Source organism: Natronoarchaeum mannanilyticum, from assembly GCF_039522665.1.
In the GTDB taxonomy this organism is placed as follows: domain Archaea; phylum Halobacteriota; class Halobacteria; order Halobacteriales; family Natronoarchaeaceae; genus Natronoarchaeum; species Natronoarchaeum mannanilyticum.
Map to the genome: position 1 here is coordinate 308,870 of NZ_BAAADV010000001.1, position 25,180 is coordinate 334,049.

Genomic DNA, 25,180 nt, shown 5'->3' on the forward strand with positions numbered 1-25,180 from the left:
GTCGACCGACAACCACCAAAATTATCCGCGCCCGCCGCGCCCCTTGGGGTATGACGGAGTTCGCAGCGCGCGTCGAAGGCGTGTCGATCAGCGGCATCCGCGAGGTGTTCGAGGCCGCGGGCGAGGACGCGATCAACCTCGGGCTGGGCCAGCCCGACTTCCCGACCCCGGCACACGCCCGGGAGGCCGCCACCGAGGCGATCAACGAGGGGCTGGCCGACGGCTACACCGGAAACAAGGGGATCGAGAGCCTGCGCGAGGCGATCGCCGAGAAGTACGCCCGCGACCAGGGCGTCGCGGTCGACCCGAACGACGTGATCGCCACCGCGGGCGGCAGCGAAGCCCTGCACCTCGCGATCGAGGCCCACGTCGACCCCGGCGAGGAAGTGATTTTCCCCGATCCGGGGTTCGTCTCCTACGACGCGCTCACCCGGCTGGCCGACGGCGTCCCGAAGCCGGTCGAGCTGCGCGAGGACCTGACGCTCGATCCCGCGACCGTCGAGGCGGCGATCACCGACGACACCGCCGCGTTCGTCGTCAACAGCCCCTCGAATCCGACCGGCGCGGTCGCCAGCGAGGACGATATCCGGGAGTTCGCCCGCATCGCCGACGAGCACGACGTCGTCTGCATCTCCGACGAGGTGTACGAGCGCATCGTGTTCGACGGCGAGCACCACTCGCCGATGGAGTACGCCGAAACGGATTCGGTGGTCACCGTCGGCGCCTGCTCGAAGACGTACTCGATGACCGGCTGGCGGCTGGGCTGGGTGCAGGCCTCGAACCGCCGGATCGAGCGGATGCTCCGGGTCCACCAGTACATGCAGGCCTGTGCGAGCGCGCCGGCGCAGTTCGCCGCCGAAGCGGCCCTGACCGGCCCGCAGGACCGCGTCGACGAGATGGCCGCGGCCTTCGAGGAGCGCCGGGACGTGCTGCTCGACGGGCTGGAAGACGCCGGACTCGACGTGCCGACGCCGAAGGGCGCGTTCTACGCGATGCCGAAGGTGCCCGAGGGGTGGGTCGACGAGGTGATCGACAGCGGCGTCGTCGTCGTGCCGGGCGACGCCTTCGGCGTCCGCGGCGAGGGGTACGCCCGGATCTCCTACGCGACGGGGATGGAGGAACTGAAAGAGGCGATCGAGATCATGCAGGACGCGACCCGCCGAGTCGATTGACGGCCGATCAGTTGCCGTCCTCGGGCGGCAGCCGGACGACCGAGAGCCAGAACTCCTGGAACGTCCGGACGACCTCGATGAACTCCTCGGGGTCGACGGGTTTCGTGAGGAACGCGTTCGCCTTCAGTTCGTACGACTGGACGATGTCTTCCTGTGCTTCCGAACTCGTCAGCACGACGACAGGGATCGCTTCGAGGTCGGAGTCCTCGCGGATCTCGTCGAGCACCTCGTCGCCGTCCTTCCGAGGGAGGTTGAGATCGAGCAGCACGATGTCGGGCCGCGGCGCCTCGGCGTACTCGCCGCGCTGGCGGAGAAACGCCAACGCTTCGACGCCGTCGTTGACGACGTGGAGCGTGTTCTTGATCTGCCCCTCTCTGAACGCCTCCTCGGTGAGGCGGACGTCGCCGGGGTTGTCCTCGACGAGGAGGATGTCCGCCGTGTCGGCCGGGCTGTCCGGGTAACTCACTACGTCGTACTGACGGCCGGCCGGCCCTTAAACGTCGAGCGCTGCAACGGGGCGCCCCACTTCGTCGGGTGCGACGCCGCCGGCGCCCCGGACCATTATGCGCTGACAGGTCTATGCGTACCTATGAGCATCGCACGGCACGGCGCCGGGCCGCGGGCGGCGCTGGCGGCGCTGGGGTCGCAGGTCCATCCCGTCTTCATGCTGCCGCCGATCGCCGCGTCGCTGTTCGGGGCGATCCTCGCCGGCGGGTTCGACTCGCTACCGGGGACGCTGCACGCCGTCGCCATCTTCGCCGCCGTGTACACCGCCCACGTCAAGGACGGCTACGTCGACTTCTACGGCCGCGGCGAGGACGACGACCACCCCCTGACCGCGGCGGGCTGTCGCTACGCGCTCGCGGGATCGACGACGCTGTTTGCCGTCTGTACCGCCGCGCTGTGGCTCGTCGTCGACGCCGGCGCCGCCCTGGTGACCGTCCCCTGCTGGCTCATCGCGTACCACCACGCGCCCCAGCTCGACACGAACCCGGTCACCGCGACGTCGGGCTACCCCGCCGGCGTCGCGCTGTCGATCATCGGCGGTTACTACGCGCAGACCGGCGCGCTCGCGGCGCGTCCGGTCGCGTTCGCGGTCGTCTTTCTCGCCCTGCTCTCGGGCGTGAAGGTGATCGACGACGCCCAGGACTACGACTACGACCGGTCGATCCGAAAGCGGACCGTCGCGGTCGCCGTCGGGCCCGACCGGGCGTGGGCGGTCGCCTACGGGCTGATGCTGTCGGCGCTGGCGCTGGTCGTCGGGCTCGCGGTTCTGGGTCCGTTTCCGACCGGGAGCGCGCTCGCCGCGATCGCCTTCGCCGCCGTCGCCGCGATCGCGCGCCGGGCCGACCCCGAGATCGCGACGATGCTGCTCATCCGCGGCAGCTACGTGTTTCTGGCGGTGCTCGTCGCCGCGGTGTGGTGGCAGCCGCTGGGATGATCGGGTTTGACGACTCGCAACGGAGAAATGCTGATCGCGGCGGGGTTCGTTCGGTTACCGGAGTCCGATGATATTTTACGTCAGCCAGAGAACATACGGACGTGATCCGGCGAGTTCCGGCCGCCATCGCCGTCCGACGCGCCGCCGTCTGGTCCGCGGCTCGACTGCGGCCGGACGAACTCGCCGATAGAATCCAGAGAGGCACCCAACGATGGCACTACTGAACGCCCTGATCGTCACCGTGCTGGTCGTCGCCGCCGCTCTCGCGGTGACCGCCGCGCTCTGTATCGACGTCGAACAGCTCCGCCGAACCCGCGCCGAGATAGACGACCGTGTCGGAGATCTCGCACCGTACGTAGCGGCGACCGCCGCGTTCTTCCTCGCGAAGCGCGCGACGCACGGCCACAGCATTCGCATCTCCAAGGCGCTGGACTGGGACATCACCGACGGACTGTACGCGATCGAGGGGCTGTTCGTCGCGCATCTCCAGGACCTGACCCCGAACGCGACCTACGACTTCTTCTCGGTGATGTACATGTTCGGGTTCCCGTTCCTGCTGGTCTTCCCGCTGGTGGCGTACTTCCTGCTACCCTCCGGCCGACACCTCAAGGAGCTGCTGATGTCGTACCTGCTCAACTACTTCATCGGTACGCTCTGTTATACGCTGTTTATCGCGCGGGGACCCAGGGTCCGGGTGTCCGACGCGGTCGCCGAGCCGATGTACGAACTGTACCCCTCGACGCAAGACCTCACGGCCGCGGTGTCGTCGAACACGAACGTGTTCCCGTCGCTCCACACCTCGCTGGCGGTCGCCGTCGCGATCATGGCCTGGCGCTCCCGTGAGGAGTACCCGCAGTGGTTCAAAATCGCGACGTTCGTCGCGACCTGCGTGGTCCTTTCGACGATGATCCTGGGCATCCACTGGCTGCTCGACGTCGTCGCCGGGCTACTGCTGGCGATCGTCAGCGTCCGCGGCGCGAGCCGCATCGTCGACTGGGGCGAGCGCAAGCGAACCGGGACGAACGAGCGGATCGAAGGCGGCGCGCCGACCGGTACCGACGACTGAGCGACTCGTTCGGACCCGGTTCGATCGCCGCCGCCCGCACCGAGGAGAAAGCATTTATCGGACGGGCGACCCATCTCCGTACGACAGCGCGATCACGACGCTCGCTTCGAGATTCATGACGAAACGATCCGAGGAGAGACGCCGGGAATCGACCGAACCGGAGAGCGGCGTCGCCGCGAGGTGGCGGCCGTGAACCGACGCAAACTCCTCAAGCTGCTCGGCGGCGGCGCGGTCACCGTCGGCAGCGGGAAGGCGCTGTACAACACGCAGGTCGGCTACGGCGTCGTCACCGGCACGAACGTCACCGAGCAGGACCTCCGGCCGCTGATCGCCCAGTACATGCGCGTCGACGACTACCGGGCCGAACTAGACGAGTACGCCGTCGAGCTGTCGGGCGACACCGTCGCAGTGCTAGACGGGGACGACGTCCTCGCCGAGCGCTCGGTGACCGACACCACGCCGGAGGAGGGCGCCGCGGTCGACGCCGAGTTCGATCTCGCGGGCGGGCCGGTCGAGGAGCTCGTTCGGGACGTCCCGGCGCTCAGGGCGGGCGAGTTCGTCGTCGAGGGCGCCAAGTTCGACGAGTTCTTCGATCGGATCGCCGACGCCGACGCGAGCCCGTTCTCGACCGGCGCGACCCGCGACGGGTACGACTACGCCGACGCCGAGACCGTCGGCGCGTTCATCGGCGCCGATCCGGCCGATCCCGAGCGCGTCGTCACGGCGCTGCGGGCGGCGTTCCGCGAGCACAGCAGCTACGACAAGCCCCGGTACGTCGCCGGGTCGATCGAAGATAACATTCTGTTCGGGACGGTCGATCTCAGAAAGCACTTCGAGTCGCCGGTCGGCTTCGAGGCCCTGGAGTCCGGCGAGGCGACCGGCCTGTTCTGCACGGAGCTGACGCGACGCGCGAACGAATCGCTCCACGCCGTCCCCGCCCACGAGGCGACCGCGCCGGTCGTCTCGATGTTCGTCAGCGACACCCGCCACAAGCACGCCTACACGGGCGTCGCGACCATCCTGCGCGAGGACGGCAAACTCGTGATGGCGATCACGTTCCTCGATTACATGCACTCGACGCTGTACGACGATCTCAAGTTGACCGGCGTGCTCGGCGACGGGCTTGACGCCTACAACTCGCGGCACCGGGCGACCGACATCTACTGGCACCGGTAGCGTCGGTCGACTGCGGGCGATCGCGCGACGACGCCGAACGTCGGTTCGCGGCTCGGCGCGTCCGCGCGACACGCCTCTCCCGGCCGATCATAGAATTTAAATTACATCTTCGCCATCGTTCGTGCGTGAAACGCTCTCCGGCGCTACTGTTGTCCCTCCTCCTCGGTATCGGACTGTTTGCGTACCCGCTGGCCAGCCCGGTTCCGGAGCCCAGCGAGGAACTTGAACTGACGGTCGAACCGGCGCCGGAGAATCGAAACTTCACGGCCGACCGCGAGTACCGACAGCTCTCGGCCGACGCGCGGGCGTTCTTCGACGCCGCCGCGCCGAACGGAACGGCGACTCGATCGCTCGGTGAGGCGCCCGAGCCCTGGGCGACGCAGGCGAACGAGAGCCAGCGCGGCGCCGCGACCTCCGATGTCGTCGAAAAAGACGGGCAGCTGTATCTCGTATTCCCGGTGCGGTGGATGCCCGGAATCGACCCGGTCAAACTCCTCTCGCGGTTCGGGTCGCTCGCCGCCGGTATCTGTCTCGTGACCTACGTCGGGTACAGGCAGTTCGTGGGGGAGTAGCGACCGGCGGTGCCGAACGACCACCATAGCGGCTATCGCAGTATCCGAACGCGGACGAAGCGGGCGGTGGTTCCCTCTCGGCCGTCAGTTCGTACTGACGATCTTGATCACGTCGCCCTCCTCCAGTTCGTACCCCTCGCCGACCTCGCGATTCGTGCGGGCGTCGACGGCGTGGAGGTAGCCGTCGCCGATGTCGGAGTGGACGGCGTAGGCCAGATCGACGGGCGTCGAACCGTCGGGCAGCAGGAAGGCGTCGGGCAGCACGTTGCCCTTCGCGTCGGTCCACTTGCTCTGGTCCTGGACGGGGTAGGCCGTGAGCCGGTCGAGCAGGTCGTACACCGCGAAGTCCAGCGCGCCCTGGATTCCCGTGCCGTCCCAGTGTGCGATGGTGTCGCGCAGGTCGGTCAGCGCGTCGCGCTGCTGGTCGTTGACGTCGCCGACGATCTCGAAGTCGCCGTCGCCCGGGTCGTAGTCGACCAGGCCACCGTCGGCGGCGTTGCGCAGCGCGAGCTCGCCCTCCGCCGTGGTGGGAATCACCGGCTTGTCCAGTTCGAGCAGGCGCTCGACGTTCTCCTCGGGCGCGACGTCGATCTTGTTCGCGGCGACGATGATCGGCTTCGTCCGGGCGCGGACGTCCCGCGCGAGTTCCTCGCGGTGCTCGTCGGTCCACTGGATCGGGTCGTCGGGGTAGTCGAGGCTGCGCAGGCTCGCCGCCACGTCGGCCTCGGTGGCGCCGAAGCCCGTCAGCATGTCGGCCAGCGCGTCGTCGATGTCGAAGTCGGGCGATCGGGACTTGCGCTCGACGGTCTCCCAGTTGTCGTCGATGATGCCCGCGAGCCAGAGGTCCATCTCCTCCTCGACGAAGTCGATGTCATCGATCGGATCGTGCTCGCCGATCTCGACCGGCTCGCCCTCCTCGTTCGTCGCGCCGGAGGCGTCGATCACGTTGACGATCGCGTCGGCGTTGGTCAGCTCGTCGAGGAACTGATTACCTAACCCTTTGCCCTCGTGGGCGCCGGGGACCAGCCCCGCGACGTCGAGCAGCTCGATCGGGACGTAGCGCTTCCCGTCCCGGCAGTTCTCGTTGCCACAGCGCTCCTCGCGGTCGAGGCAAGGACAGTCGGTTCGGGCGTGGGTCACGCCGCGGTTCGCGTCGATCGTCGTGAACGGGTAGTTCGCGACGTCGACGTCGGCCCGCGTCGCCGCGGTGTAAAACGTGGACTTGCCGGCGTTCGGCTTCCCGGCAAGCGCGATGGAGATCATTGGAACGACCTACTCGCGTCGCCGAAAATTGCCTTTCGGTTCCGCGAGGATCGCCGCCCCCCGTTCGAGCGGAGCGCGGGCAAGATTTATTCTAGAGGGTGCCGTACAGTTCAGTATGTCGACAGCTAGGCCGTTTTTCCTCCAGTCGTCGGGAGAACTCGACACCGATCGGATACTGTACGAGGCGATCCCGCTCGCGAAGCTCGTCGCCGCCGTCGGGCTGGTCGCGCTCGTCCCGGTGTTTCTGCAGGTCGTGCTGGGCACTATCCTCGGCGTTCCCTCTCCGCTCGGGCTCCTGTTGACGGTCGCGACGCAGTTCGTGCTCGCGGTCGGGACCGGCATCGTGCTCATGTACGTCGTCGTCCGCGCGAACCAGATCTCCGAGGAACCGTAGCACGATGCGGGGAGCGGAACCGGTCGCCCGATTGCTGACGCGGTGGGTCGAACGCAGGAGCGACCTGCCGCCCGCCGAGACGCGCGACGTCGGCGCCGAGACGGTCGCGGTGCCGATGCCCGACGGGACGGATCTGGAGGCGACCCACTACTACCCTCGCGACCTCGACGGCCGCCCGACCGTCCTGGTCCGAACGCCGTACCCGCGCACCGGGATGGGACTGATCGGTCGCCTGATCGCCGAGCGAGGGTTTCACGTGCTGTTCCAGAGCTGCCGCGGGACGTTCGGCTCCGGGGGCGAGTTCGTCCCCTTCGAGAACGAGCGCGCCGACGGGCTGGCGACGATCGAGTGGCTCGACGACCAGCCGTGGTTCACGGGCGAACTCGGCACGACGGGGATGAGCTACCTCGGGTATACTCAGTGGGCCGTCGCCGACCACCCCGCGATCGACGCGATGTCGACCCAAGCGACGGCGTCGAACTTCGAGCGCGTGACCCGGCCCGGCGGCGCGTTCGCGCTCGGCACGTCTCTGCGCTGGGCGGCGTCGATGGCCGACTCCCAATCTACCTGGCGCTTTTTCGCCCGGAGCGCCGGCATCGGCGCCGATGTCGAGGCGGGTTTCGAGACGCTCCCGCTCGTCGAAGCCGATCGGACAGTTGTCGGCGAACCGATCGACGCCTGGCGCCGGAACTTCGGGGACCCCGACCGGTGGCGAGAGATCGACCACAGCGACCGCGTCGCCGACGCCGCGCCGACCCACCACGTCGGCGGCTGGTACGACATCGCGCTCCCGCCGCTGCTCGACGACTACCGCCGGCAGGTCGACGCCGGCGCGGAGCCGTACCTGACGATCGGCCCGTGGGGCCACATGGATCCGGGGCTCAACGGCGCCTGCGTCGACCAGTCGATCCGCTGGCTCCGCGCGCGCCTGCTGGGCGACGAGGCGGCGCTGCGCGAGGACCCGGTTCGGCTATTCGTGCAGAGATCGACGGCGTCCGGCGAGGACGCCGCGGCGTCGACCGGCGACGACGCCGGAGCGCAGTCGGGCGAGTGGCGAACGTTCGAGTCGTGGCCGCCCAGCGACGTCGACGCCGAGAGTCGGTTCCTACAGCCGGACGGCGAACTTGGCGACGAGTCGCCTGGGGAGCGCGGCGTCGAAGAGTACCGATACGACCCCGCGGATCCGACCCCCTCGGTCGGCGGCGCGACGTTCGACGAGGAAGCGGGGCAGGCCGACCAGACGGAACTCGAAGCGCGCGACGACGTGCTGACGTACACGACCGACCCGCTGAGCGAGCCCGTCACCGCGATCGGCCCCGTCTCGGCGGAGCTGTTCGTCGAATCCAGCCGCGAGCGCGCCGACATCTACGCGTGCCTGTGCGACGTCGATCCCACCGGTGCGTCGCTGAACGTCTGCGACGGGATCAGGAGAGTGGCGTTCGACGAGCGCGACGCCGGCGATCACTCCGAGGCGGTCGACGGGGACGGCGTCCGCCGCGTCGAGGTCGAGCTCTGGCCGACGGCGTACCGCTTCGGGCGCGGCCACCGCCTCCGGCTGCAGATAGCGAGCGGCGCGTTCCCGCGCTTCGATCGCAATCCGGGACGGCCGGACCCGCCCGGCGAGTCAGCGACGCTGCTGCCCGCCGACCAGCGGGTCCACCGGGGTCCCGATCGTCCGTCTCGCGTCGCGCTGTCGACGCTCGAGTGAGCGCTGGCGGAACGGTTCGCCGAAACGCAAAACGCCGACGCTACAGCTCGACGGCCAGCATCAACTCGTCGACGTACTCGTCGTCGATCCGGTAGTGGTCCTCGCGGACGGCCTCGATCTCCCAGCCGTGGCCTTCGAGGAACTCGACGGCGGCGTCGTTCGTCGCCGGGACGCTCTGGTACACTTTCTCGTAGTCGTTCTGCCCGGCCCACTCCAGGGCTCGGGAGAGCAGGTGGCTGCCGAGGCCGTCCCCGCGGTACTCCGGCAGGACGCCGACGGTCAACTCGGCGGTGTGGCGCAGCTTCGCCAGCTCCGGCGCGCGGACGTGTGCCCAGCCGACCACCTCGTCCTCGACGGTCGCGACGAAGAACATCCGCGACTCGATCTCGTTGTGCCGCAGCAGGGCGTCCTCGCGGTCGATCTCCTGGGCGACCGTCTCGGCGACGATGTGGTCGCCCGGCTCGGCGACCCGCCGGATGACGCCGACGATCCCCGTCAGGTCCTCCTGGCGCGCCGGGCGGACCGCGAACGCCCGCTCGCCCCGAGAGAACTCCTCGCGCCCCGCGTCGTCGAGGGCGACCGCCAGCTCGCCGCCGTCGGTCAGCGTCAGGTGGCCGTCGCGCCGGAGCATCGACACGTGGTGGCGAAACCCTCTGCTGTCGTCCGGCAGCAGCTCTTCCCGGACGGTCTCGGGGTCGACCGACCCGCGTCGCTCGACGTACTCGTAGATGCGCTGGCGATCCCTGTGGTCGAACTGCAGCGACTGTGCCGTCCCCATACGAGAACATGTAACGCGTCCTACCCTCTTTACCGTTTGCCCGAAATCGCAGTACGGCGCCCGGATACTTTGACTCGAAGCCGAGTTAAGGCGTCGCCGATGTCCTCGCAGTGGCGCCTCGATGCGGCGATGCCGAGTCCCGGCGGGCGTCTTTTGGAGCGGGCGGGACAAAGCGGCGCTATGGACGACGACGAACGGGAGAAGCTGCTCAGGCGCGTCAACCGCCAGGGGGCGACGGTCGGAGCGTCGATGCCCGAGACGATCGCGATCGGCGACGAGGAGCTGGCGCTCAGGGAGTTCGTGATCGAGACGCGGAAGATCGATCGACTCCCGCCGGACACCGAGGAGACGCTGACGGCCGCGAAGCGATCCCTCCGGAAGGAACGGGCCCGGCGGATCGAGCGACTGGAGTCGGCCCCGCTCGACCGGGACGCGGCGGAGGAACTCGCCGGCGAGATCACCGGTATCGACCGGGCGCTGAACGCCCTTGGAAACGTACGCAAACCGACGTACTCCGAGACGGAGCGAAGCGCCTCGATCGACGATCACAAGCGGTGGCTCGGCTTCCTGAAGACGATCCGGTCGTGAGCGCTGCGCGGCGTTCCGAGAAGCAGGGGGAGTAATAGAGACGTTCGTCGTGCGTGGCCGACGCACGCTCTCGGTCAGCGGGATGTCGACGCCGCGAGGCGACCTACAGCTCGACGGCCATCATCAGCTCGTCGACGTACTCGCCGTCGATCTTGTAGTGATCCTCGCGGACGGCCTCGGTCTCCCAGCCGTGCTCCTCGAGGAACTCGACGGCCGCGTCGTTGGTCGCCGGGATGCTCTGGTACACCTTCTCGTAGCCGTTCTTGCCGGCCCACTCCAGACCGCGCGAGAGCAGGTGGCTCCCCAGGCCCCGGCCGCGGTACTCGTCGACGACGCCGACGGTCAGCTCGGCGGTGTGGTGGAGCTTCTCCAGTTCGGGCGCGTTGAGATGAACCCAGCCGACCACCTCGTCGTCGACCGTCGCGACGAAGAACATCCGCGACTCGAGTTCGTTGTGGCGCAACAGCGCCTCCTGGTGATCCAGTTCCTGAGCGACCGTCTCGGCGACGATGTAGGTGCCCCGCTCGGCGACCTGCCGGATCGCTCCGACGATCCCGGTCAGGTCCTTCTGGCGAGCCGGCCGCACCGTGAACGTGAACTCCTCGCCGGCGAACTCCTCTTCGCCCTCCTCCTCGATGGCGACCTTGAGATCGCCGTCCGCGGTCGTCTCGAGGTAGCCGTTGCGCTTCAGGATCGCGAGGTGGTGGCGAAAGCCCCCGCGGTCGTTAGGCAGCACCTCGCGCTGGGCCTCGTCCGGGTCGACCGTCCCGTGGCGCTCCACGTGGTCGTAGATCCGCTGGCGATCCTCGTGGTCGAACTCCAGCTTCTCCGAGAGCTTCATGATTATTGATACCGTTTACCAGGGCAAATAGGTTGCGGTGACTTTGGCAAGTTCCGGATCGACCGCGCGGAAAAGCGTCGTCAGCGGCGTACCGAGGTTCGTTACTCCGGAACTCCAGTCAGAACGCAGGCGGTGTCGCGCAGATCGTACGTGTCGACGAACGCCTCGGCGGCGGTTCGGATCGGTACGTCGGGGTCGATCCGCTCGCCGTAGCAGCGAGCGTACAGCGCGAGCCAGGCGTGCAGCGACGCCTCGAGTCGATCCCACTCCTTGCGCTCGAACCGCCGGAACTCGCCGGTTCGGGCGTCGACGTACGTCTCGACGGTCGGCCACAGCCCCTCGCGGAGGTACTCCAGCGCCCGCTCGTCGGGATCGGCGGGGGGCTCGAAATCTTCGCGCTCAGCGCGGGCGCGAGCGAGCAAGCGGTCGATCCGCTCCGCGGGCGACTCGTCAGTCGCGTCGGCGGCCTCGGCGGCCTCGTCGCCCCCGATGTCGGTGGTGTCGTGGTCCCGACGGTCGGCGTCCGCCACGGGATCACCCCTCGCGGAACTCGACGCCCTTGCCGCCGCGGGGATGTTCCCAGTCGGTGTCGGCGACGACGGCGCAGGTGCCGCATTCCACGCAGGGCTGGGTGTCGAGGCTCACGAGGCGCTCGGTCGAGCCGTTCGTCTTGACTTCCTCGTCGCGGTAGCAGCCGCCGCCGAAGTCCGCGGCGCTGACCGGACAGGCCGTCACGGCGGTCCCGCTGGCCTCGTAGGAGTTGTCCAGCAGCTCGATGTGGGGGTTGCCGACGTCGGTGTCGTAGGTCAGCTCGCCGATCCGGTCGGCCAGGTCCGGCGGCTCGACGTCGTTGCGCGTCTCGACGGGCTCGCCCAGCTCCTCTGCGATGACGGTCGGCAGCGTGACGTACGGCGTCTTCGTGTCCGGAATCATCGACACGAGGTACGGCGAGCTGTAGAGGCGCTCCAGGTTCCCGCCGAGCGCACGGACGGCCGCCCGACCGACCGAGGACTCCAGCACCCGATCCGTGAGATCCGCGACGGCGTCCTGCTCGCCCAGCGCGCTGACCGCGCGGTACCGCGGCGGCCGGAGCTTCTTCATCACGCCTTCATCTTGGAGGCGCTTCTCGTAGCGCTCGCCGGCGCTGTGGGGATCGCCCCGGGACCGGGCCTCGACGAACGCCTCGGCGGCGAGCGCGCCCGCTGTGACGGCGTGGTTCATCCCCTTGATGATCGGGCCCTGTGCCTGCATCTGGCCGCCGGCGTCGCCCACCAGCACGAGCCGGTCGCGGTGGGGCGAGGTGCTGGCGACCTTCTTCGAGTCCGGGACGAGCTTCGCGGAGTACTCGCGCTCGTGATACTCGTCGCCGAGCCACTGGCCGAGCAGCGGGTGAGTCAGTAAGGAGTCGAGCAGCTCGTGGGGTTCGGCCTCCTCGGCGGCGAGGCTATCGAGGTGGAACACCGTCCCGATCGACAGCGACTCTTCGTTCGTGTACAGGAACCCGCCGCCGCGCACGTCCTCGAACAGATCGCCCGAGAACAGGTGGGCCGCGCCCTCGTCGGGGCCGATGTCGAACCGCTCGTCGATCGCGTCCGGTTCCATGTCGACGACCGCTTTGACGCCCTGGAACCACTCGTCGGGCTCCTCCCAGTCCATCAGCCCGGCGTCCCGGGCCAGCTCGGAGTTGACGCCGTCGGCGGCGACGATCAGGTCGGCGGTGATCGGGTCGAGCTCGTCGCAGGTGACGCCGACGATCCGGCCGTTCTCGCGGAGCAGGCCGTTGACGCGCACGCCAGTCAGGACGCCGCCGCCCGTCTCGCGGGTCATCTCGTGGACGCGGTCTTCGAGCCACGAGTCCATCGGCCGCCGGAGCACGGCGTCGCACCACTCGGTGTCGTGCTCGTGGAGGTCGGTGATGTCGAACGTCTTGACCGTGTCGCCGGCGACGTTGTGGATGTAGTAGTCCGTGACCGGGCGCTCGGTCGCGTGCTCGCGGAAGCCGGGGAACAGCTCGTCGATCGTGTACGGCGCCGACTCCTCGGCGTAGATCAGCCCGCCCGAGACGTTCTTCGAGCCGGCCTCCGTGCCGCGTTCCAGCACGAGCGTCTCGACGCCGTTGCGCGCCAGCGTCGCCGCCGCCGCGGCGCCGCCCGGTCCGGCGCCGACGACGACGGCCTCGTAGTGTTCGTGGTCGGTCGCGGTGCCGTACTGCTCGTGGTCGGTCGCGGCGTCGAGTGGTGCCTGATCAGTCATCGTCCTCACCTCCCGCGGGCGAAGCGGCTTCGTCCGCTTCCATCGATTCGCCGCCCTCCGCGTCGGCCGGCTCGGCGTCGCCAGCCAGCGCCGCGGCGTCCAGTTCGCCCGATTCGACGGCGTCGATCAGCGTCGGGAGCACCTCGAACAGGTCGCCCTCGACGAAGTAGTCCGAGAAGTCCCGGATGTCGGCGTCCGGATCGGTGTTGATCGAGACGATCGTGTCGGACTCGTCCATCCCGACCTTGTGCTGGATGGCGCCGGAGATCCCCGCCGCGATGTAGAGGTCCGGCTCGACGACCTGCCCCGTCTCGCCGATCTGGCGCTCCTCCTTGGCGTACTGCTCGACGTGGCCCTCGAACTGGTAGGAGGAGGTGACGATCCCTCGCGTGATGCCCATGTCGGCGTCCTCGAACGCGTCGGTCAGCTCCAGCCCGAGCTCCATCCCGCGAGTGGGATCGTCGCCGATGCCTCGTCCGAGCGCCACGACGACCTCGTTGCCGGTGAGATCGACGCCGCCCTCCAGCTGGTCGTAGTCGGTGACCTCGGCGCGCAGCCAGTCCTCGTCGAGGTCGCTCTCGTGAGTGACGACCTCGCCCTCGCGCTGGGGGTCCGGGTCGGGCAGCTCGAAGCTTCCCGGGATCACGGAGGCTCCTTGCGGGTGGAACTCCCGGCCGGGGTTGTCCAGACAGAGGATCGTCGAGTACTCGAACCCCGAGAAGTCCGGACGCTTCATGTGGAGCACGCGCTGGAACTCCTTCTTGTCGCCGCCCCGCCCCACTTTTGCGGGGTTCGAGATGATCGTATCGTCGATGTACAGCCCCGAGCAGTCGCTCGCGAGCCCTGAGTCGAGTTCGGCCTGGACGAGCGCCGAGAGGTCACGCCCGTTGTTCGTCGCCGGGAACAGGACGTACCGGGGCTCGTCGTACCCCTTCCAGTCGTACTCCGCGCGGGCCATCTCGGCGAACAGCTCGGTGTAGGGCTTGTGCCGGAACCGATCCAAGCGCTCGTCGTCGTAGTGGACCGCCACGTCGGCGCCGTACTCGATCGCGAGTTCGGCCTGTTCTTCCACGTCGTCGCCGATCACGACGGCGACGACTTTCTCCTCGTCGTCCTCCGCGTCCACGTACTCCTCGTTGTACCCGTCCATCAGCTCGCGGGCCTTCCCGAGCATCTCCTTCGAGACGTCGATGAGCCGGCCCTGCTGGGTCTCGCAGTACACCCACATATCCTCGTAGACGCCGTCTTCGAGCGCCCGGACGTGCTTCTTGTCGGCGGTCGGGTGGTCGAGCTCGGGATGTTTCTCCTCGGGCGGGAGCGCTTCCTCTTCGTCCTCGTCTTCGCCGCTGCCCTGCACCGAGTCGATGCGGTTCTCGATCAGGCTCTTGGCGCTCGACCGATCCTCGCCGGCCTCCTCGGCCTCGAGGACGGCTTCGAGCTCCGCGGCGTCCTCGATATCGCGGATCGCGTTGCCGAGTTCGGCGACCGAGAGTTCCGTCGGGTCGAGTTCCCCGGCCTCGGCGTCGTCGCCCTCGTCTTCGAGCTTCTCGATGCGGTCCTCGATCAGCGTGACGACGTTCGAGCGGTCCTCGCCCTCGCGCTCCGCGTCGAGGATCGCTTCGAGCTCCTCAACGTCCTCGATCTCCGTCAGCTTCGGGCCGAGTTGGGCGATGTCGTGATCGCTCGGATCGATTTCGGGCATTATCAGTCACCTCCGGCGTAGGGCTGCATCGTTTCGAGCACCTCCCCGAGCTGGTCGGGCTCGGCGGGATCGATCATCGTCGCCTCGCGCTCGGCCGGCGCCTTCGGGATCGGGTCGACCGACTCGACGATCGTCGGCGAGCCGTCCAGCCCGATGTAGTCCGGATCGAGATTCAGATCCTCGTGGTTCCACGTCGTGAGGTGCTCCTCGTAGTCCTCGGCGCGCTCGGCGGTCTCTTCCTGCAGGTCCTTCAGCGTCAGCCGGTGGTCGGCCCGGCGGTAGCTGGGCTCGAACTCCGGATCCGCGACGATCACGGCCGGCAGCGGCGCCTCGACGGTCTCGATCTCCTCGACGTCGCCCTCGACCAGACGCTTGGCGCGAACGCGCTCTTCGTCCTCGTCGACCTCCATCGCGATGACGTGGGTGATCATCGGGCGGTCGAGCCCCCAGGCGGTCTGGAGGCCGGTGTGGCCCGTCTCCCCGTCGGCGGTCTTGAACCCCGCGAACACGAGGTCGGGCGCGCCGCGGTCGGTCTCGGCGAGTTTCTCGATGCCCGTCGCGAGCGTGATCGCGGTCGCCCAGGTGTCGGCGGCGGCCATCTCGCGATCGGACAGCAAGAACAGCTCGTCGGCGTACACCGTCTCCATCGCCTCCCGGAGCACGTCCTCGTAGCCCGGCGGCCCCATGCTCATCACCCCCACCGTGCCGCCGTTGCGAACTTTCGTCTGGAGCGCCGCCTCCAGCGCGAACTCGTCGTTGGGGTTCATCACGGTCGGCGTCTCGCCGCGCTCGAGATGCCCCTCGTCGTCGAACGATACCTGTCCTTCCCGGAAGTCCGGGACGCCCTTGGTCAGAACCAGTGAGTACATACGTGTGTCCTCTCTCCGTTGTCGTAACGTCGGTGCCCGCGTGCGATCGTCCTGTCAATTCCCCGGCGATCCCCGTCGCCCCGCCACAACTCGTCGGTCGCTCTCGCTGCAATCTCCGTCCGCTCTACGTTCGCCCGGCGCGCCCGGCGTCGACGTCGATCGCGTCGACCGGGCAGACGTCGACACAGAGCATGCAGTCGATGCACTGGGCCTCGTTGGCGGGATCCGCCTTGATCTCGCTCTCGGGGTGACCCGGCGAGTCGACCCACTCGAACACGTCGACCGGGCAGTCCTCCAGGCACGCCCCGTCGGCGAGGCAGATGTCGAAGTCCACGGCGACGTGTGTCCCGTGGATCCCCAGCTGTTCGGGCTCGTCGACGGGACCCCACACGTCGTGGCCCTCGTGCTCGTCGACGATCTCTCGGTTCTCCTCGAAGTTCGAGTCAATGGCCATTGCTACCTAGTACCAATTCGGGAGCCTACTTAAATCTTGGAATAGCCGGGGCGTAACCGTCACACGAACGGGTAGCATCCCGAAACTGGAGGCGACCGGCGTCAGCGACGCCGGGAAGTTGTTGTGGGATCGCCTCGAAGCGCGAACGATGGCCGACACCTGCGAGGAGGACGGCTGTGCGGAGCCCGCCGCGGTGCGCCTCCACGTTCCCTGGAGCGAGAATCTGGAAGTGTGCACGTCACACGCGCGATCGCGCGCTCAGAAGGACGGCGTCGTCGCGGAACCACTCGAGGACGCCGACGCCGAGTGGCCGTGACGTCGGCCGCTGGTCCGCGTTTCGGCCCCAGCCAGCCCATCGGTAGGCGCGTCAGAAAAGCGTCGGCCTTCGACGACCGAGTTAGAACGCCGCGTAGACGCCGAGAGCGAACGTAGATTCCTCCCGAGGGGAGCTCACCTCGTCTTCCCCTGTAATCCCATTCCGCCGTCTACCTCGACCGTTCCGTCTCCCTCGACGACCACCTCGCGGCCGCAGTAGGTTATCCGAACGATCGGGGCGTCTGCCGCTTCCGTCGACTCGATAACTTCCTGTAGCGATTCAGGATCGACCTCCGAGTAGAGCGGCGGCAGATCGATCGGGTCGCACCCCTCTTGTCGTGCGACCTCGTCGATGATCTCGTAAAGGATCTCCATGGACGGGAGTAAGCCATTAAGATAGAAAAGTTATATTTTCACCCGGTCCGCCACACGTTCATCAGATTGGCATTGACGATCCCCTCGATTACCGACCGAGGCACGACGTCCCGCGATATCCGCCACTCCGCCGGACCAGTTCGGTCGGGGCACCGCACACGTTTTGTGATCTGCTCGGGTAACTACGGGCATGGAGATCCGTCCGGGGACCGCCGAGGACGCCGAGGCCGTCGCCGACGCCCACCACGCGGCGATCGAGAACCTCGGCGCGGCCGTCTACGACGACGAGCAGGTGGCGGCCTGGAGCGCGGGTCGAAGCCCCGACGACTACGAGTTCGGCGGCGACGACCGGGACGTCTTCGTCGCCGAGATCGACGGGGCGGTTCGCGGGTTCGGCTGGCTCTCCCACGACCCCGGTGAACACCTGACGGCCGACGTCGACGGCGAGGTGACGGGGATGTACGTCCATCCCGACGTGGCGCGGGAAGGCGTCGGGACGGCGCTGCTGGATCGCCTCGAAACCAGGGCCCGCGAGCGCGGACTCGGCGCCCTCGGGATGTGGGCGTCGATGAACGCCGTTCCCTTCTACGAATCGCAGGGCTACGAACGCGTGGCGGAGCGCGTCCACGAGTTCGGCGGCGGCGTCACCGGGCGGGTGCTGGAGCTGCGAAAAGATCTTTGAGAAACCACCGGCCAACCGACGCGAGTGAGACTCTCACCCGTGACAACGTCGCGTGCTAGCGGCAGGCTACTGGGAGAGAGTGGCCGGTTAACCGTCCCGGAGCCGTTCGACGAAGTGATGTTAGACACCGATTCGACCACCGAAATGCCGCCGTCGCGACTCGGGCGGCTTCTCTTTGCGAGCGGTCTCGCGGTGCTCGCGCTTCGCAACCTCACGAACCTCGACGGACGCATCGCCTACGCGGACGCGAAAGGCGTCCCGCTCGCCGACAAGCTGGTTCCCGCGTCGAGCGGCCTCCTGCTGGGCGGCAGCGTCGGCATCGGGCTCTGGAAACTCCCCCGGATCGCCGCGGGCAGCATCGCCGCGTTCTTCGTCGGCGTCACGCCGCTCATGCACGACTTCTGGGCCGTCGACGAAGAGTCCCGCGGCGAGGAGCTCACGTCGTTCCTCCAGAACCTGACGCTGCTCGGCGCTGCGATCGCGTTCTTCCGGCGAGCGGGTCGAAACTGACGGGCTGGTCGACAACCACCTCGTCAGGCGAATCTCCTTCAACTCTGGTTCATTCGACTACCTGTGAATGGAATCACCGCTTAGTGAGGATGCGTATTGAACGGAATACATTTGTTACAGGGAATCGATAGAGCTTCTATGCGTCTGCCTTCCTCCACTCTTGGAAGAGTAGTGCTGCTGCTTGTCATTCTGCTAATCATATTGCCAGTTGCGGGTTTTACTACCTACATCACGCTTCCAGTAGCAGTTGTCCTGTTACTAGGGTACATGATAAGACAGCGCTCTCAGTAGTCAGCTAACTGAATCAGTAGCTCGCCTGTACTTACCGCCTCACCTCAGGATCTAGTAGCTGTTGAAAGTGACATAGGGTCAACAAGGACCCTTCTCGTCCGAATCCTCCCGACCCGGCGTCACTCCGGATCCCGCGGTTGCCGATCGCGCTGCATCGTCACCTCGCCGCTGGCGCGCATCGTCCCGTCGACGGTGGCGCCGTCCTCGAGTTCGAGGTTCTGGCAGGAGACGTCGCCGAGCACGCGCGCGCCGTCGGCGATCGCGACCGTCCCGCCGCGGGTGGTCACGTCGCCGTGGATGCGCGTGCCCTGACCGATCACGATGTCCTCGCGCGCCCGGAGGCTGCCGAAGATGTTGTTATCCTCCCCGACGGTGATCTCCTCGGCGCGGACGTTGCCGTGGAGCCGGCAGCCGTCGCCGATCCGAGCGGGCGTCGAGACGCGCCAGGCGTCGTCGCTGACGGTCCCGTTGCGCGGGACCACCAGCGGGTCGCGCTCGGGCTCGTCCTCGTCGACGAACTCCTCTAGGATGCGCTCGGCGGCGTCCTCCTCGCCGATGCGTAGCAGCTGGGTCAGGTAGACGTACAGGAAGACGATCGTCGGCATCGGGTTGCGGATGACGATCCAGCCGTTTGCCTCGAACCCTTCCTCGATGTCGACGTCGTCGCCGATGTCCAGATCGCCGCTGACCATCAGTTGCCCGCCGACGTGGACGCGCTCGCCGAGGTAGGCGTCCCGACCCACCAGCACGTTCCCCTCGACGTCGCACCACATGTCCAGCCGGCAGTCGGCCTCGGCCTCGATGTCCCCCCCGAAACGGACGCCCTCGCCCGCGAGCACGTTCCGCCCGCGGACGCCGAACTCGACGGTGGCCCGCCCGCCCAGCAGCACGTCGCCATCCGTCACGAGGTCGTGCTCCTCGACGGTGGTGCCATCGGGGATCGACAGTTCGTCGAGAGGGTTCGATCGCAGCGACACACCCCCACTTTCCAGCGCCCCGTATTAAACCCGTTGCGGCGTCAGACGGGCGTCTGACGACACTCCGATATCCGAGAGGTCGCGGCGACGACGCCCGGGCGTTCGCTCGGCGAGGACGCCGACGCCGCGACGGCGTCCGTCCCGCAGTCTCGCCACCGCCGCCGTCATGCAAGACTTTTGACGCCGCGGCGCCCACGAACGCCCATGACGACGCTCGCGTTCGACGAGCAGGGGGTCGACGTCGTGTACGAGGGCACCGAGTTCCGACTCGAGCGCGCCCTCGTGGAGGACGCCGTACAGAAGGACTACTTCGACGTGACCGACCACGAGGTACTCCAGATGGTCGCGGAAGATCCGCAACTCGGTGGCGAACCGCGCCGGATCGGCGACATCGTCGACGGCTGATCGACCGCACCGCCGCCACCGGGTTTTAGCGGTAGAACCTATAGATTTTGGCGCCTCGCTTTTACCCGACGGTCGCGTTGTGGCTAGCGATGAACGACCCACAGCGACGGGTTCTTTCTGGAGCGTCTGTGCCGCCGAGAGGTCGATTCGAGGCGCCTACAGCCGATTTTGGGAATTCCGCGGTCGACGACAGGCTCGCCGCGGGAGGTCGCTGAGCCCGCGGATGGACGATCGGTTCGTCGGTCGGGGGAGTTGGGGACCCGCCGAGAGCACAACCTGCAGAGGGCCGAACGAATGACCGCCGAGGGCCGAGAGAGCCGCGCCGACGCCGCCGAAACGACGATCGTCTACGTCGACGACGATCCGGAGGCGGCCGACGAGGTCGTCTCGGCGCTGCGCGAGGAACTGCCCGACGCAGCGATACGGCACGTCGACGGCGCGGCGCAACTGCTGCAGAACGGGCTCGACGACGTCGACTGCCTGGTGAGCGCCGACCAGCTCACCGAGACGCCCGGCGTCAATCTCGTCCGGGCGGTGCGGGACGCCGGCGCCGCCGTCCCCGTTTTGCTGTACGGCGACCCCGACACGCCCGCCGAGATCACCGCCGCGTTCGACGCCGGCGCGACCGACTACCTCCAGCGGGTCGGCGAGGCGGCGCCGACTGCGCTCGCCCGCAAGGTCGCCGCGATCGTGAGCGCGACGGAACACTCCCGCGAGACGGACGCGGACGCCGCCGCGGAGGTCGCGAGCCCGCCGACCGAGTCACAGCCCGCGAAGGAGTACCGCGTGATCGCCGACGTCGCCAGCGACGCCATCGTGACGATCGACGAGCGCAGCCGGATCCACTACGCCAATCCGGCGGTCGAGGACGTGTTCGGCTACGCCCCCGAGGAGATCGTCGGCGAACCGCTGACGACGCTGATGCCCGACGAGATGGTCGAACCCCACTTGGAGGGAATCGACCGGTACCTCGAGACCGGCGAGCGGGCGCTCGACTGGAGCTACCTCGAACTTCCCGGCGAGCGCAAGGACGGAACCGAGATCCCGCTGTCCGTCTCGTTCGGCGAGTTCGAGCGCGACGGGCGGACGTTCTTTTCGGGGATCATGCGGGACGTCAGCGAACGCGAGGCCCTGGAGGAGGACCTCCGCGAGGAGCGCAACCTCAACAGGCGGATCCTCGAGACCAGTCCCACGGGGATCATGATCGCCGACCGCGACGGCGACATCACGTTCGCGAACGACCACGCCCGGCGGATCGTCGGTACGGATCCCGAATCGATCGAGAACGTCTCCGCGTCGGTCGCGGAGCTCGACGCCGTGGGCGCTGACGGCGAGGCGCTTCCGGAAGACGAGCTTCCGTTCACCCGCGTTCTCGAGACCGGTGAGCCGGTGTACGAAACCGAAATCGGGCTCCGAAAGCCGGACGGCGAGCGCGTCTGGGTGCTGATGAACGCCGCGCCGATGTTCGACGCCGACGGCGAGATCGTCGACGTCGTGTTCGCGTTCCAGGACATCACCGAGCGCCGGCAGCTGGCCGGGGAGCTACGGGAGGTGTACGGGCGCGTCACCGACGCGTTCTACGCGTTAGACGAGCAGTGGCGGATCACCCACGCGAACGATCGCGCGGAGGAGCTGATCGACTACCGGGACGAGGGGCTCGTGGGCGAGCGGATCTGGGACGTGCTCGAGTGGGCCGAAGACTCGCGGATCGGCGAGGAGTACCGCGAGGCGATGGCGACCCAGGAGCCGACCTCATTCGAGATCTACTACCCCGAGCCGCTGGACGCGTGGTACGAGATCAACGCCTACCCCTCCGAGACGGGGCTGTCGGTGTACTTCCGGGACGTCACCGAGCGCAAGGAGCGCGAGCGCGAACTCGAACTGTTCCGGACGCTGCTCGACAACGCAACCGACAGCATCCTGGTGATCGATCCGTCCACGGGAGAGTTCCTCGACGCGAACGAGACCGCGTGCAGGCAACTGGGCTACGATCGGGACGAACTGATCGGTCTGCCGGTGCACGAAATCGATCGACTGTTCGACGACTCCGACGACTGGCGATCCCACGTCGAGGACGTGAAAGCGGAGGGCGGCGTGACGATCGAGGGCGTTCACGAGCGAAAGGACGGCACCACCTACCTGGCGGAGGTCAACGTGACCCACGTCGAACTGGATCGGGAGTACATGGTGGCGGTCGCCCGCGACGTCACCGAGCGCAAGGAACGCGAGCGCGAACTCGAGGAGTCCAGACAGCGGTTCCGGACGCTGATCGAGCACTTCCCGAACGGCGCCGTCGCGCTCGTCAACCAGGATCTCCAGTACGTCACGTTCGGCGGGACGCCCGAGGGCGGCGTGGACGTGACGAGAGCCGATCTCGAAGGGGAACCGCTCCGCGACGCGCTGCCCCCGGAGATCGCCGAAGTCGTCGTCCCCCGCTACGAAGCTGCGCTCGAAGGAGAGCCCTCTCAGTTCGAGAGCGCGATCAACGACAGGCACTACCAGTTCCACTTCGTCCCGGTCCGCGACGACGACGGGGCGGTCTTCGCCGCGATGGGGATGTCACAGGAAGTCACGGAGCAGCGGCGGCGCGAGCGCGAACTTCAGGAGGAGCGCGACCTCAACCGCCACATCGTCGACACGTCGCCGGTCGGCATCGTCAGGCTCGATGCCGAGGGGATCGTCCGGAACGCGAACGAGCGCGCCGAAGAGATACTGGACCAGCCGACCGAAGCGGTCGACGAGATCGACGATCGGATCGATCGACTCGACCCCGTGCTCCCGAACGGCGAGCCGATCCCGACCGACGAGCTTCCGACACGCCGCGTCGCCGTCGAGGGCGAGGAGATCCGCGACGTCGAGATCGGCGTGCTGAACCCCGACGGCGACAGGATCTGGCTCTCGATGAGCGGGACGCCGCTGCGCGACGACGGGGAGGTCGCTGGCGCGGTCGTCACGTTTGCCGACGTCACCGACCGCAGGCTCCGCGAGGCGGCTCTCGAGGAGTACGCCCAGCAGCAGCGGACGCTGTCCCAGCTTCGGCGGCAGGCCCTCGAGGGCGAGGACCTCGACGAGCTGTTCGAGGCGACGGTCGAGCGGGTCGCGGCGGTGCTCGACCACGAGTACGCGAAGGTGCTCGAGATCGAGGAGGGCGGCGACGAGCTGTTCTTGCGCTCCGGCGTCGGGTGGCACGAGGGGATCGTCGGCTCGGCGACCGTCGACACCCGGGAGAACTCGCAGGCGGGCTACACCCTCCAGCAGTCCGAGCCGGTCGTCGTCGAGGATCTCGACGCGGAGACTCGCTTTACCGGGCCGGAGCTGTTGACCGACCACGACGTCGCCGGCGGGATCAGCGTGATCGTCGGCCCGCGGGACAACCCCTGGGGCGTTCTCGGCACCCACACGACCGAGGATCGAGAGTACGACGACTACGAGGTCGAGTTCGTCCAGCACGTCGCCGACCTGCTGGCGACGGCGATCGAGCGCGAGCGCCACGACAACCAGATCGCCGCGCTCAGCGACGTGACCCGGGTGCTGATGGAAGTCGAATCGCCCGAGGCGGTCTGTGACATCGTCGCCGACGCGGCCGACGGCGACCTCGAACTGCCGATCGCCAGTATCGCGCTGTACGACGAAGCAGCCGGGCGGCTTCGACTCGCCGCCGCGACGCCGCTGGGCGAGCGGCTCCACGAGGAGACCGAGCTGTTCGACGTTTCCTCGGGGCTGGCGTGGGACGCGTTCGTCAACGACGAGCGCCGGGTGGATGCGCCCGACCAGCGTATCGAACTGTCGACCGAACCGGTTCACCTCCGGGAGCGGATCGCGCTGCCGCTGGGCAAGCACGGCGTGTTGCTCGTCGGCGTCGCCGGCGAGGGGACGATGCCCGACCCGCAGCTGGATTTCGTCGAGACGGTCGCCGCCACCGTCCGGGCCGCCCTCGACCGCGCCGACCGCGAGGAGACCCTGCGGGACCGCGAGGCGGCGCTCCAGCGCCAGAACGAGGACCTCGAACGCCTCGCCCGGCTCAACGAGGTCGTCCGCGGCATCGAACAGGTGCTCGTGGGCGCGTCGACCCGCTCGGAGATCGAGTCGGCCGTCTGCGAGCAGCTCGCGACGGTCGAGCCCTACGAGCTCGCCTGGATCGGCCGACCGGACACCGCGAGCGGGGGTCTCAGCCGGGTCGCCGGAGCGGGCGAGACGGCGTACCTCGACGACGTGGACCTGACGGCCTCGGCCGACGACGATCCGGAGCCGAGCCTGGCGGCGGCCGACGCGGGCGAGGTCAGCGTCGCCGAGCGCGTCCACACCGAACCGCCGCTCTCGGCGTGGCGCCAGGCGGCGCTCCGACACGGCTTCAGCTCGGCCGTCGGCGTCCCGATCGAGTACGGCGGCTACCGCTACGGCGTCCTGACGGTGTACGGCGACCGGACGACCCTGTTCGACGAGCGCGAGCGCGAGACGCTCGTCGACCTGGGCGACACCATCGCGTACGCGATCAACGCCGTCGAGAGCAAGCGCGCGCTCGTCGGCGACGAGGTCGTCGAACTGGAACTTGAGCTGTACGACCCGGACGCGTTCGTGTTCCAGTTCCTCGCGGAGACCGGCGGGCGCTTCGAGTTCGAAAACGTGTTCCTCCAGGACGGACGGGGGTTGCGAACGCTGTTTTCGGCCACAGACGTCACGGACGAGGAGATCCGAGACTACGCCGAGCGCTCGCCGTTCGTCGAGGAGCTCCGCCGGATCACCGACGACGAGCCGCCGCTGTTCGAGTGCACGCTCACCGAGGACGGGTTCATCCCGCGGCTGTTCGACCACGGCGCGCGCCCCCAGCAGCTCAGCGCCACCGCCGAGGGGGCACAGCTCGTCGTCGAGCTCCCCGCGACCGTCGACGTCCGGGGGTTCGTCGAGATGCTCCAGACGCTGTTCGAGGACGTCGAACTGCTCGCCCGGCGCGAACGAACCCTGGAGACCCGGTCGCGCCGCGAGTTCCAGGCCGATCTCGACGCCGCGCTGACCGAGCGCCAGCGCGAGGTGCTGCGAACCGCCTACTTCGGCGGCTTCTTCGAGACGCCGCGCCGGCGAACGGGCAAGGAGATCGGCGCGTCGCTGGACATCTCCCAGCCGACGTTCAACCACCACCTCCGGGCGGCCCAGCGCAAGCTGTTCGAGCTGCTGTACGGTTCGGCCGACGCCGGCGCCGAAAGCGAGTGATCGGCGGCGCCGAAATCGGGCGAAAACGGCGTCGAGAGCGGTCGAACGCAGCTATCGACGTACGTTTCGGCGCGCCGCGTCGGGACGCCGTTCCGACCCCGACTCTAGGTAGATAGTATCGCCCTGCCCCGACCGGGTGG

Annotated in this window: 24 protein-coding genes; 13 read left to right on the forward strand and 11 right to left on the reverse strand. The window is 68.1% G+C overall.

Annotated features, from left to right (window positions below; all coding sequences use genetic code 11):
* Positions 1 to 50: 50 nt before the first annotated feature.
* On the forward strand, positions 51 to 1,172 hold the full coding sequence (locus ABDZ81_RS01645; RefSeq protein WP_343772076.1) for a pyridoxal phosphate-dependent aminotransferase: 1,122 nt from the start codon (positions 51 to 53) through the stop codon (positions 1,170 to 1,172).
* A gap of 7 nt (positions 1,173 to 1,179) precedes the next feature.
* Here the strand turns inward: ABDZ81_RS01645 and ABDZ81_RS01650 are convergent, their stop codons facing one another.
* On the reverse strand, positions 1,180 to 1,638 hold the full coding sequence (locus ABDZ81_RS01650; RefSeq protein WP_343772077.1) for a response regulator: 459 nt from the start codon (positions 1,636 to 1,638) through the stop codon (positions 1,180 to 1,182).
* A gap of 123 nt (positions 1,639 to 1,761) precedes the next feature.
* Between ABDZ81_RS01650 and ABDZ81_RS01655 the strand changes: the two genes are divergently transcribed.
* The 4 genes from ABDZ81_RS01655 to ABDZ81_RS01670 all read left to right on the forward strand — a co-directional run bounded on the left by ABDZ81_RS01655 (position 1,762) and on the right by ABDZ81_RS01670 (position 5,427).
* Entirely contained in the window at positions 1,762 to 2,613 is an 852-nt protein-coding gene (locus ABDZ81_RS01655) for a UbiA family prenyltransferase (protein ID WP_343772078.1), read from the forward strand.
* 211 nt (positions 2,614 to 2,824) lie between these two features.
* A complete protein-coding gene (locus tag ABDZ81_RS01660) occupies positions 2,825 to 3,679 on the forward strand; it encodes a phosphatase PAP2 family protein (RefSeq protein ID WP_343772079.1) in 855 nt (284 codons plus the stop codon).
* A 189-nt stretch (positions 3,680 to 3,868) separates the two neighbouring features.
* Complete coding sequence (locus ABDZ81_RS01665; RefSeq protein WP_343772080.1) at positions 3,869 to 4,855, forward strand: hypothetical protein; 987 nt, start codon at positions 3,869 to 3,871, stop codon at positions 4,853 to 4,855.
* A 125-nt stretch (positions 4,856 to 4,980) separates the two neighbouring features.
* Entirely contained in the window at positions 4,981 to 5,427 is a 447-nt protein-coding gene (locus ABDZ81_RS01670) for a DUF7979 domain-containing protein (protein WP_343772081.1), read from the forward strand.
* Positions 5,428 to 5,511: 84 nt separating this feature from the next.
* Here ABDZ81_RS01670 and ABDZ81_RS01675 read toward each other — a convergent pair whose 3' ends face one another.
* Positions 5,512 to 6,690, reverse strand: a complete 1,179-nt coding sequence (locus tag ABDZ81_RS01675; protein ID WP_343772082.1) for a redox-regulated ATPase YchF — start codon at positions 6,688 to 6,690, stop codon at positions 5,512 to 5,514.
* Positions 6,691 to 6,805: 115 nt separating this feature from the next.
* Here ABDZ81_RS01675 and ABDZ81_RS01680 point away from each other — a divergent pair, with 115 nt between their 5' ends.
* Positions 6,806 to 7,084 (forward strand): hypothetical protein, encoded by a 279-nt coding sequence (locus tag ABDZ81_RS01680; RefSeq protein ID WP_343772084.1) that lies wholly within the window; start codon positions 6,806 to 6,808, stop codon positions 7,082 to 7,084.
* Positions 7,085 to 7,088: 4 nt separating this feature from the next.
* Positions 7,089 to 8,792, forward strand: coding sequence for a CocE/NonD family hydrolase (locus tag ABDZ81_RS01685; protein WP_343772085.1), 1,704 nt, complete (start codon positions 7,089 to 7,091; stop codon positions 8,790 to 8,792).
* A gap of 40 nt (positions 8,793 to 8,832) precedes the next feature.
* Here ABDZ81_RS01685 and ABDZ81_RS01690 read toward each other — a convergent pair whose 3' ends face one another.
* Positions 8,833 to 9,570: a GNAT family N-acetyltransferase gene (locus tag ABDZ81_RS01690; protein ID WP_343772087.1), complete on the reverse strand. Its 738-nt coding sequence runs from the start codon at positions 9,568 to 9,570 to the stop codon at positions 8,833 to 8,835.
* Between the two features lie 180 nt (positions 9,571 to 9,750).
* Between ABDZ81_RS01690 and ABDZ81_RS01695 the strand changes: the two genes are divergently transcribed.
* Complete coding sequence (locus tag ABDZ81_RS01695; protein ID WP_343772088.1) at positions 9,751 to 10,158, forward strand: DUF5788 family protein; 408 nt, start codon at positions 9,751 to 9,753, stop codon at positions 10,156 to 10,158.
* A 103-nt stretch (positions 10,159 to 10,261) separates the two neighbouring features.
* On the opposite strand, the gene ABDZ81_RS01700 is transcribed toward ABDZ81_RS01695, so the two are convergent.
* The 6 genes from ABDZ81_RS01700 to ABDZ81_RS01725 form a co-directional block, all read right to left on the reverse strand.
* Positions 10,262 to 10,999: a GNAT family N-acetyltransferase gene (locus ABDZ81_RS01700; RefSeq protein WP_343772089.1), complete on the reverse strand. Its 738-nt coding sequence runs from the start codon at positions 10,997 to 10,999 to the stop codon at positions 10,262 to 10,264.
* A 101-nt stretch (positions 11,000 to 11,100) separates the two neighbouring features.
* Entirely contained in the window at positions 11,101 to 11,529 is a 429-nt protein-coding gene (locus tag ABDZ81_RS01705; protein ID WP_343772091.1) for a DUF8055 family protein, read from the reverse strand.
* Between the two features lie 4 nt (positions 11,530 to 11,533).
* A complete protein-coding gene (locus ABDZ81_RS01710) occupies positions 11,534 to 13,252 on the reverse strand; it encodes an FAD-dependent monooxygenase (protein ID WP_343772092.1) in 1,719 nt (572 codons plus the stop codon).
* The gene (locus ABDZ81_RS01715) at positions 13,245 to 14,954 is read right to left on the reverse strand and encodes an electron transfer flavoprotein subunit alpha/FixB family protein (protein ID WP_343772093.1); all 1,710 of its coding nucleotides are present in this window, start codon (positions 14,952 to 14,954) and stop codon (positions 13,245 to 13,247) included. Before ABDZ81_RS01715 ends, ABDZ81_RS01710 begins: the two co-directional genes overlap by 8 nt.
* Before the next feature lie 2 nt (positions 14,955 to 14,956).
* Positions 14,957 to 15,823: an electron transfer flavoprotein subunit beta/FixA family protein gene (locus tag ABDZ81_RS01720; protein ID WP_343772094.1), complete on the reverse strand. Its 867-nt coding sequence runs from the start codon at positions 15,821 to 15,823 to the stop codon at positions 14,957 to 14,959.
* 124 nt (positions 15,824 to 15,947) lie between these two features.
* Complete coding sequence (locus ABDZ81_RS01725; protein WP_343772096.1) at positions 15,948 to 16,277, reverse strand: 4Fe-4S dicluster domain-containing protein; 330 nt, start codon at positions 16,275 to 16,277, stop codon at positions 15,948 to 15,950.
* A 148-nt stretch (positions 16,278 to 16,425) separates the two neighbouring features.
* Here ABDZ81_RS01725 and ABDZ81_RS01730 point away from each other — a divergent pair, with 148 nt between their 5' ends.
* On the forward strand, positions 16,426 to 16,593 hold the full coding sequence (locus ABDZ81_RS01730) for a DUF8014 family protein (RefSeq protein WP_343772097.1): 168 nt from the start codon (positions 16,426 to 16,428) through the stop codon (positions 16,591 to 16,593).
* Between the two features lie 134 nt (positions 16,594 to 16,727).
* On the opposite strand, the gene ABDZ81_RS01735 is transcribed toward ABDZ81_RS01730, so the two are convergent.
* Positions 16,728 to 16,967, reverse strand: a complete 240-nt coding sequence (locus ABDZ81_RS01735) for a HalOD1 output domain-containing protein (RefSeq protein WP_343772099.1) — start codon at positions 16,965 to 16,967, stop codon at positions 16,728 to 16,730.
* Between the two features lie 190 nt (positions 16,968 to 17,157).
* On the opposite strand from ABDZ81_RS01735, the gene ABDZ81_RS01740 reads away from it, so the two are divergent.
* Together ABDZ81_RS01740 and ABDZ81_RS01745 are read left to right on the forward strand one after the other, a co-directional pair.
* Positions 17,158 to 17,649 carry a GNAT family N-acetyltransferase gene (locus ABDZ81_RS01740; protein ID WP_343772100.1) on the forward strand — a complete coding sequence of 164 codons (492 nt, stop codon included), beginning with the start codon at positions 17,158 to 17,160 and terminating at the stop codon, positions 17,647 to 17,649.
* Between the two features lie 117 nt (positions 17,650 to 17,766).
* On the forward strand, positions 17,767 to 18,159 hold the full coding sequence (locus ABDZ81_RS01745; RefSeq protein ID WP_343772101.1) for a DoxX family protein: 393 nt from the start codon (positions 17,767 to 17,769) through the stop codon (positions 18,157 to 18,159).
* Between the two features lie 410 nt (positions 18,160 to 18,569).
* Here ABDZ81_RS01745 and ABDZ81_RS01750 read toward each other — a convergent pair whose 3' ends face one another.
* Positions 18,570 to 19,427 (reverse strand): polymer-forming cytoskeletal protein, encoded by an 858-nt coding sequence (locus ABDZ81_RS01750; RefSeq protein ID WP_343772102.1) that lies wholly within the window; start codon positions 19,425 to 19,427, stop codon positions 18,570 to 18,572.
* A gap of 204 nt (positions 19,428 to 19,631) precedes the next feature.
* Here ABDZ81_RS01750 and ABDZ81_RS01755 point away from each other — a divergent pair, with 204 nt between their 5' ends.
* On the forward strand, positions 19,632 to 19,832 hold the full coding sequence (locus tag ABDZ81_RS01755; RefSeq protein ID WP_343772104.1) for a DUF5800 family protein: 201 nt from the start codon (positions 19,632 to 19,634) through the stop codon (positions 19,830 to 19,832).
* 294 nt (positions 19,833 to 20,126) lie between these two features.
* Positions 20,127 to 25,040 (forward strand): PAS domain S-box protein, encoded by a 4,914-nt coding sequence (locus tag ABDZ81_RS01760; protein ID WP_343772105.1) that lies wholly within the window; start codon positions 20,127 to 20,129, stop codon positions 25,038 to 25,040.
* The last annotated feature ends 140 nt before the right edge of the window (positions 25,041 to 25,180 follow it).

Coding starts and splice junctions, on each gene's coding strand:
- ABDZ81_RS01715 (WP_343772093.1), bottom strand. CDS start 14,954: ATGCCCGAAATCGATCCGAGCGATCACGACATCGCCCAACTCGGCCCG.
- ABDZ81_RS01690 (WP_343772087.1), bottom strand. CDS start 9,570: ATGGGGACGGCACAGTCGCTGCAGTTCGACCACAGGGATCGCCAGCGC.
- ABDZ81_RS01660 (WP_343772079.1), top strand. CDS start 2,825: ATGGCACTACTGAACGCCCTGATCGTCACCGTGCTGGTCGTCGCCGCC.
- ABDZ81_RS01730 (WP_343772097.1), top strand. CDS start 16,426: ATGGCCGACACCTGCGAGGAGGACGGCTGTGCGGAGCCCGCCGCGGTG.
- ABDZ81_RS01760 (WP_343772105.1), top strand. CDS start 20,127: ATGACCGCCGAGGGCCGAGAGAGCCGCGCCGACGCCGCCGAAACGACG.
- ABDZ81_RS01675 (WP_343772082.1), bottom strand. CDS start 6,690: ATGATCTCCATCGCGCTTGCCGGGAAGCCGAACGCCGGCAAGTCCACG.
- ABDZ81_RS01680 (WP_343772084.1), top strand. CDS start 6,806: ATGTCGACAGCTAGGCCGTTTTTCCTCCAGTCGTCGGGAGAACTCGAC.
- ABDZ81_RS01720 (WP_343772094.1), bottom strand. CDS start 15,823: ATGTACTCACTGGTTCTGACCAAGGGCGTCCCGGACTTCCGGGAAGGA.
- ABDZ81_RS01710 (WP_343772092.1), bottom strand. CDS start 13,252: ATGACTGATCAGGCACCACTCGACGCCGCGACCGACCACGAGCAGTAC.
- ABDZ81_RS01645 (WP_343772076.1), top strand. CDS start 51: ATGACGGAGTTCGCAGCGCGCGTCGAAGGCGTGTCGATCAGCGGCATC.
- ABDZ81_RS01725 (WP_343772096.1), bottom strand. CDS start 16,277: ATGGCCATTGACTCGAACTTCGAGGAGAACCGAGAGATCGTCGACGAG.
- ABDZ81_RS01685 (WP_343772085.1), top strand. CDS start 7,089: ATGCGGGGAGCGGAACCGGTCGCCCGATTGCTGACGCGGTGGGTCGAA.
- ABDZ81_RS01735 (WP_343772099.1), bottom strand. CDS start 16,967: ATGGAGATCCTTTACGAGATCATCGACGAGGTCGCACGACAAGAGGGG.
- ABDZ81_RS01755 (WP_343772104.1), top strand. CDS start 19,632: ATGACGACGCTCGCGTTCGACGAGCAGGGGGTCGACGTCGTGTACGAG.
- ABDZ81_RS01695 (WP_343772088.1), top strand. CDS start 9,751: ATGGACGACGACGAACGGGAGAAGCTGCTCAGGCGCGTCAACCGCCAG.
- ABDZ81_RS01745 (WP_343772101.1), top strand. CDS start 17,767: ATGTTAGACACCGATTCGACCACCGAAATGCCGCCGTCGCGACTCGGG.
- ABDZ81_RS01740 (WP_343772100.1), top strand. CDS start 17,158: ATGGAGATCCGTCCGGGGACCGCCGAGGACGCCGAGGCCGTCGCCGAC.
- ABDZ81_RS01700 (WP_343772089.1), bottom strand. CDS start 10,999: ATGAAGCTCTCGGAGAAGCTGGAGTTCGACCACGAGGATCGCCAGCGG.
- ABDZ81_RS01655 (WP_343772078.1), top strand. CDS start 1,762: ATGAGCATCGCACGGCACGGCGCCGGGCCGCGGGCGGCGCTGGCGGCG.